Genomic DNA, 14,876 nt, shown 5'->3' on the forward strand with positions numbered 1-14,876 from the left:
AGGGCGCGGCGCTGCCGAATCGTTATGCCTTCGGTGGGGTTGAGTGGATCGTCGCCGTGCCTATTACGTCGCCGTCGTGTTGGATGACCGGTTTGCGGGCCTGCTCAGGATCTTTTCTGATTTCCGGCCGCCGAATTCTCACCTGACCAAGCATGCGCGAGCGCTTCGAGACGGGCGGCCATCTCGGCGGCGCTCGATCGCTTGTCCGGCTCATCGAAGCAGGTACGGAGCAGCCCGGCGATCTCCGGATCGATGCCTTCCGCGAGGAGGGGTTGAGAGCTGAGCACCATACGCAGAGCGAGTAGCGGATCGTGGATCGGCAGCCTGCTGTACAGCCCTCTGCCTGACAGCAGCCAGTGCGCCGTGGCGCCCAGCGACCAGACGTCGGCGGCGGGTGAGGGTTCCTCTCCGCCCAGCACGGACGGGTCGACGAACTCCATTGAGGGCAGCGTGCCCATTCTGGTCAGCTCGGTTCTGGGAGACAGGGGTCGCACCAGTCCGAGATCCGCCAGTTTCCCGCCCTCGCCAGTGAGCAGGATGTTCTCGGGCTTGATGTCGCAATGCACCAGCCCGGCATCGTGCAGGTCCTGCACGGCTCGGGCGGCATGGGCCAGGGCCATGAGAAGCCGGCGTCGCCGCTGGAGCCCTTGGGGCACCCGAAGCGATCGAGCTGCGGGCAGGAACTCCATGGAGTAGTAGAAGAGTCCGGATTCGTGGCCTGCGTCGTAGAGCGTGACCAGGTAGCGGGATCGCACGGTGGCGAAGGCGTTTAGCTCGCCGGTGGCTTGGCGGTAGGCGTCCTCACCGGCGCCGACCACCTTGACGGTCACGTACCGGGCGTCTACCGGAAGCCATGTGGGTCGCCGGGCCATGAAGAACTCTCCGTGTGAGCCCTTCCCCAGCGGCCGGACGAAGTCGTACGCGGCGATTCCCCGCATCACCGCCCCCCACTTTCGGACCCGGCGGACGCCGTCACGAGAGACGACCATTCGATCGGCTCGGTGCGAGGCCCGGGATGCACCAGCAGGTGGGCGTCGGCGGTGTCCGGTCCGTCCATGGCCACCAGCGGCGTACCGTCGGGACGCGCCGCACTGGTATGGACGCCGATCCCGAGTCTGGCCAGTCGGTCGGCCAGCGCACTGGCGCGCCGGCCGCCGACCACCGTCAGTGCCCGGCCCGCCGCCAGCCGAAGGGCCATCTCGACGGCGACCTCGCCGCCCCGCTCGTACAGGACCGCGATCTCGCCCGCCACGCTGGTGGCGATGTCCGGCCGCATCGTGGTGATCAGGAGGGCGGGCATCTTCTCCTTGAAGATCGAGTATCCGGGCTGGGTGGGCGAGACCACCACCACGTCGGCCTCAGCCTTGGCGGCCAGCAGCGGCAGTTCGGCGGCCATGTCGCCGGAGAACCGGCTGACCACCCGGACCGGCAGGTCGTCGCCGCGGATCTCGGCGGCCAGCGACTCCATCTCGCTGAGCGCCGCGATGATGTCCGCCAGCTCACCCTGTAGACCGAAGCTCGATTCCAGACGTTCGGTCGGATAGTCCCGTATGTGGGCCAAGATCACCTCGGACCGCCCGGAGGCGGGGACGCGGGCCGCGCTCAGGGCCACGTCACGGGCCAGTTTCGCCAGCGCGGCGCCGTTCGCGGGGTCCTCCACCACCGCCAGCACCCGGTAGGCGGTGTGCTCGCCGAGGGCGGCTCCTTCGGCCTCGGCCCGGTCACGGGCGACCGCGCGATCCGGATAGACACGGCGCAGTAGCGGGCCGGTCATGGCGGTGGTGAGCAGGGCCACCACCACCATCAAGGAGTACAACTCCTTGTCGAGTATTCCCTTCTCCAATCCCACGCTGAGGATCACGATCTCGGTGAGCCCATGAGTGTTCATAAGCGTGGCCAGCGCCGCGGACTGACGTTGGGGCACCCGCCGCAGCCGTGCCCCGGCGTAAGCACCGCCGAGCTTGCCGAGGACCGCGACGGTGAGGATGGCCGCCAGCGTGCCGGCGCTCGAGACCTCCAGCGCGGACAGATCCACCGCCAGCCCCGAGACGACGAAGAACATCGGCAGCAGCATGAGCACGGTGATTTGTTCCAGCCGCGCAAGAATCTCCTGGTTGAGTCGTTCGGCGCCTTCGCGCGGCATTACGGCGCCGAACAAGAACGCTCCGAAAATGAAATGTATGTGCATTGATTCGGTCGCCAAGGCGGAGCAGAACAGCCCGAGAAGAACCAGGGTCAGTATGCCGGGAGTGAGGCGTCCGGCACGTTCGTAGACGGGAATCAGCCGCCGTAGCTGCGGCCGGACGACCACGAACATGAAAATGCCGAATGGAACCACCATCACGGACTGCCAGGCGCTGGAGCCGCTGGCGCCGATGATGATGGTCAGCGCGGTCCAAACCATGACGTCGGCGATCGCCGCCGAGGCCAGCGCCAGGGCACCGAGCCGGGTACGTTGCATGCCACGGTCGGTGATGATCCTGGCCAGCACGGGAAAGGCGGTCGCCGATATGGCGGTGCCGAAGAAGAGCACGAAAGAGAGGGTCTCCCCCCGTGCGTGGTCGTCGGCCAGCCCCAGCGCCAGCAGGCATCCCAGGCCGAGCGGTAGCGTCATCGAGCCGAGCGCCACGCTCGCCGCGGCGCGCCCCTGGCCACGTACCAGTTTCTGGTCGAGTTCCATTCCGACCACGAGCATGAAGAGCACCAGGCCCACGTCGGCGAGCGCCTCCAGTGCCGGGCGGACGTCGGCGGGGAACAAGCCGTCACCGATCAGATGGCCGAGTACGGTGGGCCCGAGAAGGATCCCGGCGAGGATTTCGCCGATGACGGGCGGCTGGCCGATCAGCCGCGCTCCGGCTCCCAACAGCCGGGCCAGTGCCAGCACGATGACGAGATCAAGCAAGAGAACGTCGACGCGGAGCAATGAGGCCAACCTCCAGAAGGTGTGACTCTCGGCGCATGATCGAGAGATAACTCTGCTATCAGTGCTGCTGAATGCCTTCTGACCTTCGACGTGTTGTCAATGTGGATCAGCCCGGCCAGCGATATCTGCCGGTTCTGTCGTACGCGCTTTCTGGGCAGTCCGACTGTTCACCGACGCGGAGCGGTCGCTCCCGCGTGCCAGTACGTATCGTTCGCGGCGACCGTGCTTCGTCAAGTAACAGGCGCCATCGAATCCACATCTATCCGGCCGAGCGCGGTTCTGGTTTCTGGCCGCCATAGCAGCTTCCGCCCGCCTGCGAAACGTGGCCTATCTCACCGCGCGGATGGACCGGCTTGGATTCCAATGGCCGTGGCCGACCACCTCGTTTGGGATCACTACGGCGCTCGCCCTGGTGTGCAGCCGCCGTCCGGTCTCTCGGCGCCACCTCGCCGAGAAGTGCGGCATCGACCGCCGCAAGGCGCAGCAGATCATTACCAACGTGGAGCAACTCGTCCAAACTTGAACCAGAAGGGCCCCAGCGACGTTCCATCCGGAAAGCGTTTGCCGACTGGTGTCGGCCTGATCCCGGTTCGCCCGCGTTGACAGCTGGGTCTGGCACGAGGGCGACCGGCGGGAGAGGTTGAGGGGCATGTGGTCTCGGATTCTCATCACCGCGCTGACCGTTGGACTGCTCGCGCCCGTGGGGGCGTCGGCGGACGCCGCGCCCAGGCGGGCGCCCGATCGGATCGCGCTTCCGGCCGGGTTCCAGCCCGAGGGGATCGCGACCGGGCCCGGGCCCGTGGCGTTCTTCGGGTCGCGGGCCACGGGAGCGATCTACCGCGCCGATCTGCGCACCGGAAAGGGCAAGGTCATCAGCGCCGGGCCGGGCACCCCGTCGCTCGGCATGAAGACCCTCGGGAGCAGGCTGTTCGTCGCGGGCGGGTCCGGTGGGGACGCGCGCGTCGTCGATACGCGGAGCGGGGCGGTGCTGAAGTCGTACACGCTCACGACCCAGCCGTCCTTCGTCAATGATGTCGCCCTCAGCCGTGATGGTGCGTGGTTCACCGATTCGACCAATCCCGTTCTCTACCGGATTCCTGCGAGAGGGCGAGGCGGGGTGAAGACACTGCCGCTGAGCGGGGACATCGTCTACGGCGAGGGCATCAACGCCAACGGGATCGTCGCCGGCCGGGACGGGCGGACGCTGCTGATCGTCCAGTCCAACACCGGAAAGCTGTTCCGGGTCGATTCCCGTACCGGTGTCGCCAAGGAGGTCGATCTGCACGGGGAGTCGCTGGTGAACGGCGACGGGCTGCTGCTGGAGGGAAGCACCCTCTATGCCGTGCAGAACCGGCTGAACAGCGTGGCAGTGGTGCGGCTGAACAAGCGCGCCACGGAAGGACGGGTCGTCAAGCGCATTGCCGATCCCCGTTTCGACATCCCGACGACGATCGCGCGTTCCGGTTCGCGGCTCTACCTTCCGAACGCGCGGTTCAGCACGCCGCCCACTCCGGAGACGCCGTACGACGTCATCGCGATCCGGCCCTAGTCTTCGTGGCCGGGTGACAAAACGGCCTCGCGAAGTGTGGGGTCGTTGCAGATTACACACCGTGCACGAGCGGTCATACTCCCGTCGTGCCCAGCCCAAGCACGCCGCCGCTGAACGAGGACTTCCGGCTGGTCGAAGCGCTCCGGAAACAGCGTCCCGGGGCGGTCGGCCAGGTCTACAACGTGTACGGGCCCGAGCTCGTCGAGTATGCGGAGGACTTGCTCGGTGACCGCGCGCGGGCCGTCGAGGCCGTCCGGGAGGCGCTTCTCGCCCTCCCGGACGCCGACGTGCCCGATGCCGGGACGTTCCGCGACCGGCTGTACGAGCTGGTCCGCGACCGGTGCCGCGCCGAACCGCGGCGCGGGTGGCTGGTGGTGATCGGCGGTGCGGCGGCGTCCGTCGCGCTGACCGGGAGCCTGCTCGTCCTGTTCGAGTCGACGGAGCGGGCGCCCCGGCCCTCGGCGGCGCCGCCGGCCGCGATGACGACGCCCGCCTCCCCCACTGCCGCTCCGACGAAGCCCGCGGCGGAGAAGGAGCAGAAGAAGAAACCGAAGAAGGCCGTCAAGCCGACGAAGAAGCGCAACACGCCTGGGCGCCTGTCGGTGGACGACGCGGCCTGCCGCGGCGTGCGCGCGGCCGGGCTGCCGGCGCGGTGCGTCGTCCGGCTCACCGCCGTCGGCGGGCGGGTGAGGTGGGCGGTGTCGTCGGTGCGGGACCGGGCCGGGCGCATCAGCGCGGGCGGCGGCGGGACGCTCGAGTCGGGGCGTTCGGCGTCGGTGGCGGTGACCGTCCGCCCGACGGTGCTGTGCTACATCGGCGGACGCGGGAGCGGGACGGTCTCGTTCTCCCCCGGAGGCACCGCGGCGGTCACGTATACCTGCTGGTGGCGCTAGTACGATCACGATCGATGACGTCGCGAGTGATCTCCCGGGACCCGGATCGGCTGGTCCTGTTCACCGACGCCGTCGTGGCCATCGCCGTGACGGTGCTCGTGCTGCCGCTCGTCGACGTGGTGACCCAGACGGCGGAGGCGCGCCGCCCGTCGAGCGAGGTGATCACCGAGCACGACGCGCAGGTGTACGGCTTCCTGCTCAGCTTCGTCGTGATCCTCCGGCTCTGGTTCGACCACCACCGGATCTTCGAGCGCATCTCCGCCTACTCCAAGCCGCTGATGGGGTGGAACGCGGCCTGGCTGCTCTCCGTCGTGATCCTCCCGTTCCCGACGGAGATGGTCGGCGCCTACTCCTCGGACGACCGCTTCACGGCCGTGCTGTACCTCGGCACCATCCTCGCCGCCACGGTGTGCCAGACGGCGCTCACGGTGATCCCCTATCGCGATCCCGAGGTGGCGTCGGAGACCGATCCGCCGACGATCGAGGCGGTCCGTTCGGGGCTCTCCGCGACGCTCGTCGTCGCCGTGGCGTTCGCCCTGGCGTGGACCGTGCCAAGCTTCTCCTACTACGCGCTCCTGCTGCTGGCACTGGACCGCTTCCTGAACAGGATCTGGCGGCTTATCGGGGTTTAACCCCTGGGGGTGCATGCTCGGCGGCATGCGTGTACTGATCGTCGAGGACGAGCGGGTGCTCGCGGACACGATCGCCGAGGGGCTCCGCGAGGAGGCCATGGCCGTGGACGTGGTGTACGACGGCGACGATGCGCTGGAGCGGGCGTCGTACAACGAGTACGACGTGGTGGTTTTGGACCGGGACCTGCCGACCGTCCACGGCGACGACGTGTGCCGGGAGCTGGTGGGGCGGCGCGGCGGTGCGCGGATCCTGATGCTGACCGCGGCCGGGGACGTCGACGACCGGGTGGACGGGCTGTCGCTCGGCGCCGACGACTATCTGCCGAAGCCGTTCGTGTTCAGCGAGCTGGTGGCGCGGGTGCGGGCGCTGGCGCGCCGGTCGGGGCCGCCGGTGCCGCCCGTCCTGGAGCGGCGGGGCATAAGGCTCGACCCGCACCGGCGGCGGGTCGCGCGGGACGGCCGGGAGGTGCGGCTGACGAACAAGGAGTTCGCCGTGCTGGAGGAGCTGCTGCGGGCGGAGGGCGGCGTGGTGAGCGCCGAGCGGCTGCTGGAGCGGGCGTGGGACGAGCACATCGACCCGTTCAGCAACATCGTCCGGGTCACGATGGCGACGCTGCGCCGCAAGCTCGGCCAGCCGCCGGTGATCGAGACGGTGACGGGGTCCGGGTACCGGTTGGAGGCACGATGAACAGGCTGAGCGTCAGGACGCGGCTGACCCTGGTGTACGGGGGGCTGTTCCTGGTCACGTCGGCGGCGCTGGTCGCGGTGACGTACCTGCTGACCGTCCGGACGATGGACGACCGGTTCCCGGCGAGCCAGAGCGTGGACGCGGCGACGATCGCGCGGCTGCGGGAGATGGCGCTCGGGGGCGACGTCAGCGAGCTGATGAGGCTGAAGGCCGACGCCGACGAGCGGGTCGCCCAGCAGAAGCGCGATGTTCTCGAACAGCTCCTGCAGAGCTCGCTGGTGACCATGCTGGTCCTCGGGGTGCTCGCCATCGTGATCGGGTACGTGGTCGCGGGGCGGATGCTGCGTCCCCTGCACAAGGTGACCGCGACGGCGCGGCAGCTGTCGGAGAGCAACCTGCACGAGCGGATCGCGCTGGAGGGCCCGCAGGACGAGATCAAGGACCTGGCCGACACGTTCGACGGGATGCTGGACCGGCTGAACCGCGCGTTCGACGCCCAGCGCCGGTTCGTCGCGAACGCCACGCACGAGCTGCGCACGCCGCTGACCATCAACCGGACGGTGCTGGAGGTGGCGCTCGCGAGCCGCAAGAGCCCGCCGGAGACCAAGGCGCTCGCGGACGTCCTGCTCGGCAACACCGCCCGGCACGAGCGGCTGATCGAGGGGCTGCTGCTGCTCGCGCGGTCGGAGCGGGAGCTCGGCACCCGGGTCGGGACCCCGCTGCCGGACGTGGTCCGCAGCGCGCTCGACCATCTCGAAGGGCGGGCGGAGGAGGCGTCGGTGGACGTCGAGGCGAGGCTGGGCCCGGCCGAGGTGGTGGGCGATCCCGTGCTCCTGGAGCGCTGCGCGGTGAACCTGCTGGAGAACGCCGTGAAGTACAACGTGCGGGACGGGCGGGTCTGGGTCCGCACGGGCGTCCGGGACGGCGCGGCGTTCCTGCAGGTGGTCAACACCGGACGGCCCGTCCCGTCCTACGAGGTCGCGTCGATCTTCGAGCCGTTCCGGCGGCTGCGCGCCGACCGGACGGGGTCCAAGGACGGCGCGGGCCTCGGCCTGTCGATCGTGCGGGCGGTGGTCGGGGCGCACGGCGGCACGATCGAGACCGTCCCGCGGCCGCGCGGCGGCCTGTCGATCACCGTGCGGCTGCCCGCGGCCGCGCGGCCCGCCCTCGCCGCCTAGCCGGCCCGGCCGGCGCCGAGGGGCCAGGGCGGCGGCTGCGGCCACTGGACGCGGCCCTCGGGCTCGGGCCGGCCGGGGCGCGCGGACAGCCAGCGGTGCACGACCTTGCCGGTCGCGTTGCGGGGCAGCTCGGGGATGAAGTACACGTCGCGCGGCACCGCGTACCGGGCGACCTGCGCGTGCACGTACGCGCGGACGGCGTCGGCGTCCAGCCGCGTGCCGGGCCGCAGGACGACGTAGGCGGCGAGCCGCTGCCCCCACTCGTCGTCGGCGACCCCGGTGACCGCGACCTCGTGGATCTCCGGGAGCCGCAGCAGCGCGTCCTCGACGTCGCGGGGGACGATGTTCTCGCCGCCGGACACGACCACGCCGTCGCTCCGCCCGTCCACGAACAGCAGGCCGCGGTGGTCGATGTGCCCGAGGTCGCCGGTGGACAGCAGGCCGTCGCGGACCTCCATCGGCTCGCCGCCGGTGTAGCCCTCGAACAGCAGCTCGTTGGCGGCGAAGATGTGGCCGCGGATGGAGCGGCCGAGCGGGCGGCCCTGGTCGTCCAGGATCGACAGCTTGGTGTTGCGCGGCGGGCGGCCGGCGGTGCGCGGGTCGAGCCGCAGGTCGCGCGGGGTGGCGATGGACACCCAGGACGCCTCGGTGGAGCCGTAGACGTTGTAGAGCCGGTCGCCGAAGGCGTCCATGAACCGGGTGGCGAGGTCGCCGGGCAGCGCGGCGCCGCTGAGCGCCGCGATCCGCAGCGACGACGTGTCGTACATGCCGCGGACCTCGGGGGCCAGTTCGAGGACGCGCTGCAGCATGACCGGCACGGCGAACACGGTGACGTCGCGGTGGGAGGAGACGGCCCGCAGCGTCTGCTCGGGGTCGAACCGGCGGTGCAGGACGACGGGGGCTCGCAGCGCCCACGCCATCTGCATCGCGGCGTACCCCCAGGTGTGGAACAGCGGCGCCTCGACGATCATCGTCTGGCGGGAGCGCAGCGGGATCCGGGACGTCATCGAGGCCAGCGGCCACAGGCCGGGGCGGGGCGGGCGGCGGGCGCCCTTGGGCCGGCCGGTGGTGCCCGAGCTGAGCATGATCGTCCGGCTCTGGATCTGCGGGGGCTCGGCGACCGCGCCGTCCGGCGGCACCGAGCGGATGACCTCCTCGATGCTCGGCCCTGGGTCGGCCGGGCCGGGGTCGAGCGGGGGCCGGGGGGCGGGCGGCAGCGTCTCGGTGGCGACGGGCGCGGCGAGCGGCATCGCGGGCCGCGGGCCCGGACGGTGGTCGGCCCACAGCACGGTCCGGCGCAGCGCGATCGGGACGTTCGCCAGCAGGGGCGCGAACTCGGCGTCGGCGACGATGAGGGCGGGACGCAGCTCGCCGAGGACGGCGCGGATCTGGCCCGCTCCGAAACCGGTGTTGAGCAGCACGACCTCGGCGCCGCGCCGGGAGCACGCGACGAGCGTCAGGGCCATGCCGCGGTGGTTGCGGCACAGGACGCCGACCCGCGGGCGCGGGCCGCGCAGGGGGAGCCCGGCGGCGAGGCGGGCGCCGCGCTCGTCCAGTTCGGCGAAGGTGAGGACGCCCTCGTCGTCGATCAGCGCGGGGCGGGACGGGGAGCGGGCGGCGGACGAGGCGACCAGCCCGGCGAGCGTGGTGCCCCAGCGCCGCAGCGTGCTCAGCTGGCGGACCAGCCGGCGGGGGCCGCCGCCGAACAGCAGGCCGGTGCGCAGCAGGAGGGCGGTGAGATCGCGGATATGCCCGATCCGCCGGCGTATCCCCGGCCGGTAGGCGGGCCTCGCGTGCGTCACCGTACCCCTCCTCCGGTGATTTCGAGCCACGTTACCCATCAGTCATGGACCGAACAAGGGCGCCTGCGGGCGCCGGACTCCCGTCAGTGGCTACTGACGAGTAGTATGTGGAGTTACCAGCGAGTAGCATCGCTGGACCGTCATCGAGCCCATCGCAGGGAGGACGATCCCGTGCCTCGCACCGCACGCGACGTCGTGTTCGTCGACGGCGTCCGCACGCCGTTCGGCAAGGCGGGCCCCAAGGGCCTGTACGCGCAGACCCGCGCCGACGACATGGTCGTCCGCGCCATCCGCGAGCTGATGCGCCGCAACCCGTCCCTCCCGCCCGAGCGGGTGGACGAGGTGGCCATCGCCGCCACCACCCAGACCGGCGACCAGGGCCTGACCATCGGGCGGTCCGCCGCCGTGCTGGCCGGGCTGCCGAAGAGCGTCCCGGGCTACGCGATCGACCGGATGTGCGCGGGCGCGATGACCGCCGTGACCACGTCCGGCGCCGGCATCTCGTTCGGCTCCTACGACGTCGTCATCGCGGGCGGCGTGGAGCACATGGGACGGCACCCGATGGGCGAGGGCGTCGACCCGAACCCGCGGTTCCTCGCCGACAAGCTGGTCGATCCGTCCGCCCTGGTCATGGGCTCGACGGCGGAGAACCTGCACGACCGGTTCCCCGGCATCACCAAGGACCGCACGGACGCCTACGCCGTCCGCAGCCAGCAGAAGGTCGCCGCCGCCTACGCCGCCGGGAAGATCCAGCCCGACCTCGTGCCGACCGCGATCCGCTCCGCCGAGAAAGGCTGGGGGCTCGCCACCGAGGACGAGCCGCCGCGGGCCGGCACCACGCTGGACGACCTCGCGAAGCTGAAGACGCCGTTCCGCGTGCACGGGAACGTCACGGCGGGGAACGCCGCGGGCCTGAACGACGGCGCCACCGCCTGCCTGCTGGCCGCCGAGGACGTCGCCCGCGAACTCGACCTCACGCCGAGGATGCGCCTGGTCGACTTCTCGTTCGCCGGGGTGGAGCCCGAGGTCATGGGCGTCGGGCCCGTCCCGGCCACCGAGCGGCTGCTCGCCCGCAACGCGCTGACCATGGACGACATCGGCCTGATCGAGATCAACGAGGCGTTCGCCGTGCAGGTGCTCGCGTTCCTGGAGCACTTCAAGATCGCCGACGACGACGCGCGGGTGAACCCGTGGGGCGGCGCGATCGCGCTCGGGCATCCGCTGGCCTCCTCCGGCGTCCGGCTGATGAACCAGCTCGCCCGCCTGTTCGAGGAGCGCCCGGACGTCCGGTACGGGCTGACCACGATGTGCGTCGGCATGGGCATGGGCGGGACCGTCCTCTGGGAGAACGTGAACTGGGAGGGCACCAAATGAGCGACGGAGTCGTTCGGGGGGTCCGGGGGACCGCCCCCGGAAAGCAAATGAGTGGGCTGGGAGAACTGTTCGCGGACGAGGTCGTCACGCACGCGTACGTCCGTGACGTCACGCTTCCCTACGGCGCGGGGACGCTCGCGCTCATCACGCTCGACAACGGGCACGACCACACCAGGCCGAACACGTTCGGCCCGAACGGGCTCGCCGAGCTGGACGCCGCGATCGACACGGTCGCCGGACGCGACGACATCGCCGCGGTGGGCGTCACCGGGAAGCCGTTCATCTTCGCCGTCGGCGCCGACCTCAAGGGCGTCCCGCTGGTCCGGAGGCGCGAGGACGCCGCCGCGATCGGCAGGCTGGGCCACGACGTGTTCCGCCGGCTCGGCGAGCTGGGCGTCCCGTCGTTCGCCTACTACAACGGCGCGGCGATGGGCGGCGGCGTCGAGATCGGGCTGCACTGCACCTACCGGACGATCTCGGCCGGCGTCCCGGCGTTCGCGCTGCCTGAAGCGTTCCTCGGGCTGGTGCCCGGCTGGGGCGGGACGTACCTGCTGCCGAACCTGATCGGCGCGGAGAAGGCGCTCACGGTCGTCATCGACAACCCGCTCGCGCAGAACCGGATGCTGAAGGGCGGGCAGGCGTTCGAGCTGGGCATCGCGGACGCGATCTTCGACTCGGCCGATTTCCTGGAGGAGTCGCTCGCCTGGACGGCCCGCGTGCTGAACGGCGAGATCACCGTCCGCCGGCCCGAGGTCGACAAGGGCAAGGCGTGGGGCGACGCCGTCGCGATGGCGCGCTGGAACGTCGACGCCAAGCTCCACGGCGCCGCGCCGTCCTACACGCGCGCCCTCGACCTGATCGGCGCCGCCAAGGACCGCACCCGCGACGAGGGCTTCGCCGCCGAGGACGAGGCACTGGCCGACCTCATCATGAGCGACGAGCTGCGCGCCGGCCTGTACGCGTTCGACCTCACCCAGAAGCGCGCGAAGAAGCCCGCCGGGGCGCCGGACAAGGCCCTCGCCCGGCCGGTCACCAAGGTCGGCGTGGTGGGCGCGGGCCTGATGGCCTCGCAGCTCGCGCTGCTGTTCGCCCGCCGCCTGGAGGTGCCGGTCGTGCTGACCGACCTCGACCAGGAGCGCCTGGACAGGGGCGTCGGCTACGCGCACGGCGAGATCGACAAGCTGCTCGGCAAGGGCCGCCTCTCCCCCGACAAGGCCAACCGCCTCAAGGCGCTCATCTCCGGTTCGCTGACCAAGGACGCGTTCGCCGACGCCGACTTCGTCATCGAGGCCGTCTTCGAGGAGATGTCGGTCAAGCAGAAGGTGTTCGCCGAGGTCGAGGAGTACGTCTCGGCCGACTGCGTCCTCGCGACCAACACCTCGTCGCTGTCGGTCGGCGAGATGGCGTCGCAGCTGAGGCACCCCGAGCGCGTCGTCGGGTTCCACTTCTTCAACCCGGTCGCCGTCCTGCCGCTGCTGGAGATCGTCCGGGGCGAGCGGACCGATGACGCGGCGCTCGCGACCGCGTTCGCGACCGGCAAGGCGCTGAAGAAGTCGTGCGTGCTGGTGAAGGACGCGCCGGCGTTCGTCGTCAACCGCGTCCTGCTGCGCCTGCTCGCCGAGATCGTCAGGACGGTGGACGAGGGCACGCCGATCGAGGTGGCCGAGCGCGCCGCCGCCCCGCTGGGCCTGCCGATGCCTCCGTTCGTGCTGATGGGGCTCGTCGGCCCGGCGATCGCGCTGCACGTCAACGAGACCCTGCACGCCGCGTTCCCGGACCGGTTCCCGTTGTCGGACAACCTCGCCAAGATGGTCGCGGCCGGCAAGGGCGGCGTGTACCTGCCCGACTTCTCCCTCGACCCCGAGGTCGTGGAGATCTTCGCGGGCGGGACGAGCCCGTCCACCGAGGAGCAGGTCCTGGACCGGGCGCTCGCCGCGCTCGCCGACGAGATCCGCATCATGCTGGACGAGGGCGTCGTCGCGGCGCCCGAGGACATCGACCTGTGCATGATCCTCGGCGCCGGCTGGCCGTTCCACCTCGGCGGCATCACCCCGTACCTGGACAGGTCGGGCGTCGCGGAGAAGGCGGCCGGCCGCCGCTTCCTGGAGCCGGGGGTCGCCTCGCTGCCCGCCTGACCCCCGGCCGCTCCCCCGGAAAGGGGCGTTCCGCGCACCGCCGGAACGCCTCTTTCCCGGCATTTCCCCAGGTCATGGACGGGGCGGCGTTTCGGCTGATCATAAGACGCGCACATATGGGCATACGGCGACGGGACGAATGCCACCGCGACGCGAGGGGGCGCCGAGGATGAACCTGCTGCGCACGAAGTCGGTCGAGCAGTCGATCCAGGACACCGAGGAGCCCGCGCACCGGCTCCGGCGGGCACTGTCCGCGCTCGACCTCACCGTCTTCGGCGTCGGCGTCATCATCGGCACCGGCATCTTCGTCCTCACCGGGCAGGTCGCCAAGGACAAGGCCGGTCCGGCGGTCGCCCTGTCGTTCATCCTCGCCGCCGTGGTCTGCGGGCTCGCGGCGCTCTGCTACGCCGAGTTCGCCTCGACCGTCCCGGTCGCCGGCTCGGCCTACACGTTCTCCTACGCCACGCTCGGCGAGTTCCCCGCCTGGATCATCGGCTGGGACCTCATCCTGGAGATGGCGCTCGGCGCGGCGGTCGTGTCGGTCGGCTGGTCGGGGTACTTCGCCGCGCTGCTGGACGACATCGGCATCACGCTGCCCGACTCGATCGCCGCGCCGCCCGGCGAGGGAGGGACGGTCAACGTCCCGGCCATCGTCCTCGTGCTGCTCGTCACCGGCCTGCTCGTACTCGGCATCAAGATCTCCTCGCGGGTCAACGCGGTGGTCGTCGCGATCAAGGTCGGCGTGGTGCTGCTGGTGATCTTCGCCGGGCTGTTCTTCATCACCGGCGCCAACTACGACCCGTTCATCCCGCCGTCCGAGCCGACCCCGGACGTGGAGGGACTCAAGGCGCCGCTGGTCCAAGTGATCTTCGGGAGCGCGCCGGTCAGCTTCGGCTGGCCCGGCATCTTCGCCGCCGTCGCCATCGTGTTCTTCGCCTACATCGGGTTCGACGTCGTGGCGACCGCCGCCGAGGAGGCGCGCCGCCCGCAGCGGGACCTGCCGATCGGGCTCATCGGCTCCCTCATCATCACGGCCGTCCTGTACGCGGCGGTGGCCACCGTCGTCGCGGGAATGCAGAACTACAAGGAGCTGAGCGACGAGGCGCCGCTGGCCGACGCGTTCAAGGCGGTCGGCCGCCCCGTCTTCTCGACGTTCATCAGCGTCGGCGCCGTCATCGGCCTCACCACCGTCGTGCTGATCCTGCTGCTCGGGCAGAGCCGCATCTTCTTCGCCATGGGACGGGACGGCCTGCTGCCGCGCTGGCTGTCGGCCGTCCACCCGCGGTTCGGCACCCCCTACCGCTCGACGATCATCATGGGCGTGATCGTCGCGGTGCTCGCCGGGTTCATCCCGCTGGCCGAGCTCGCCGAGCTGGTCAACATCGGCACCCTGTTCGCGTTCCTCGTCGTCTCCGTCGGCGTCGTGATCCTGCGCAACACGCGCCCCGACCTGCCGCGCGCCTTCCGCACGCCCTGGGTCCCGGTCATCCCGATCCTGTCGGTGCTCGCCTGCCTGTTCGTGATGATCAACCTTCCGGTGGAGACGTGGCTGCGGTTCCTGGCCTGGATGGCCGTCGGCATCGTCATCTACGCCGCGTACGGCTACCGGCAGAGCCGGCTGGGCCGCCAAGGGCCCGTCGCCTACAAGTCCTGACACCGCCGAAACCGCCCGTGAGGGGGGTCACGGTGTCCTTTTGAACGG

The 14,876-nt window shown here is 70.7% G+C and carries 12 protein-coding genes; 9 read left to right on the forward strand and 3 right to left on the reverse strand.

What is annotated here, in order from left to right:
• Positions 1 to 104: 104 nt before the first annotated feature.
• Both K8Z49_RS12800 and K8Z49_RS12805 read right to left on the reverse strand, forming a co-directional pair.
• Positions 105 to 989: a serine/threonine-protein kinase gene (locus K8Z49_RS12800; RefSeq protein ID WP_412518904.1), complete on the reverse strand. Its 885-nt coding sequence runs from the start codon at positions 987 to 989 to the stop codon at positions 105 to 107.
• Positions 938 to 2,923, reverse strand: coding sequence for a cation:proton antiporter (locus K8Z49_RS12805; RefSeq protein WP_412518906.1), 1,986 nt, complete (start codon positions 2,921 to 2,923; stop codon positions 938 to 940). The genes K8Z49_RS12800 and K8Z49_RS12805 overlap by 52 nt, the downstream gene beginning before the upstream one ends.
• Before the next feature lie 322 nt (positions 2,924 to 3,245).
• Between K8Z49_RS12805 and K8Z49_RS12810 the strand changes: the two genes are divergently transcribed.
• From K8Z49_RS12810 to K8Z49_RS12835, 6 genes are all read left to right on the forward strand, one after another.
• Positions 3,246 to 3,446, forward strand: coding sequence for a hypothetical protein (locus K8Z49_RS12810; RefSeq protein ID WP_412518908.1), 201 nt, complete (start codon positions 3,246 to 3,248; stop codon positions 3,444 to 3,446).
• 126 nt (positions 3,447 to 3,572) lie between these two features.
• Positions 3,573 to 4,472, forward strand: a complete 900-nt coding sequence (locus K8Z49_RS12815) for a superoxide dismutase (protein ID WP_412518910.1) — start codon at positions 3,573 to 3,575, stop codon at positions 4,470 to 4,472.
• A gap of 86 nt (positions 4,473 to 4,558) precedes the next feature.
• On the forward strand, positions 4,559 to 5,365 hold the full coding sequence (locus tag K8Z49_RS12820) for a hypothetical protein (RefSeq protein WP_412518912.1): 807 nt from the start codon (positions 4,559 to 4,561) through the stop codon (positions 5,363 to 5,365).
• A 14-nt stretch (positions 5,366 to 5,379) separates the two neighbouring features.
• On the forward strand, positions 5,380 to 5,997 hold the full coding sequence (locus K8Z49_RS12825; RefSeq protein ID WP_075020304.1) for a TMEM175 family protein: 618 nt from the start codon (positions 5,380 to 5,382) through the stop codon (positions 5,995 to 5,997).
• A 25-nt stretch (positions 5,998 to 6,022) separates the two neighbouring features.
• Positions 6,023 to 6,685, forward strand: a complete 663-nt coding sequence (locus tag K8Z49_RS12830; RefSeq protein ID WP_024936711.1) for a response regulator transcription factor — start codon at positions 6,023 to 6,025, stop codon at positions 6,683 to 6,685.
• The gene (locus tag K8Z49_RS12835; RefSeq protein ID WP_235206594.1) at positions 6,682 to 7,863 is read left to right on the forward strand and encodes a sensor histidine kinase; all 1,182 of its coding nucleotides are present in this window, start codon (positions 6,682 to 6,684) and stop codon (positions 7,861 to 7,863) included. The genes K8Z49_RS12830 and K8Z49_RS12835 overlap by 4 nt, the downstream gene beginning before the upstream one ends.
• Here the strand turns inward: K8Z49_RS12835 and K8Z49_RS12840 are convergent.
• Complete coding sequence (locus tag K8Z49_RS12840) at positions 7,860 to 9,665, reverse strand: AMP-binding protein (protein WP_412518915.1); 1,806 nt, start codon at positions 9,663 to 9,665, stop codon at positions 7,860 to 7,862. The two genes, K8Z49_RS12835 and K8Z49_RS12840, sit on opposite strands and share 4 nt — an antisense overlap.
• A 171-nt stretch (positions 9,666 to 9,836) precedes the next feature.
• Here K8Z49_RS12840 and K8Z49_RS12845 point away from each other — a divergent pair, with 171 nt between their 5' ends.
• The 3 genes from K8Z49_RS12845 to K8Z49_RS12855 all read left to right on the forward strand — a co-directional run bounded on the left by K8Z49_RS12845 (position 9,837) and on the right by K8Z49_RS12855 (position 14,828).
• Positions 9,837 to 11,039 (forward strand): thiolase family protein, encoded by a 1,203-nt coding sequence (locus K8Z49_RS12845; RefSeq protein ID WP_412518917.1) that lies wholly within the window; start codon positions 9,837 to 9,839, stop codon positions 11,037 to 11,039.
• A 47-nt stretch (positions 11,040 to 11,086) separates the two neighbouring features.
• A complete protein-coding gene (locus tag K8Z49_RS12850; RefSeq protein ID WP_412518919.1) occupies positions 11,087 to 13,174 on the forward strand; it encodes a 3-hydroxyacyl-CoA dehydrogenase NAD-binding domain-containing protein in 2,088 nt (695 codons plus the stop codon).
• 169 nt (positions 13,175 to 13,343) lie between these two features.
• Complete coding sequence (locus K8Z49_RS12855) at positions 13,344 to 14,828, forward strand: amino acid permease (RefSeq protein WP_021598812.1); 1,485 nt, start codon at positions 13,344 to 13,346, stop codon at positions 14,826 to 14,828.
• Positions 14,829 to 14,876: the final 48 nt, after the last annotated feature.

It is taken from the genome of Actinomadura madurae, from assembly GCF_047130825.1.
Taxonomy (GTDB): domain Bacteria; phylum Actinomycetota; class Actinomycetes; order Streptosporangiales; family Streptosporangiaceae; genus Spirillospora; species Spirillospora madurae.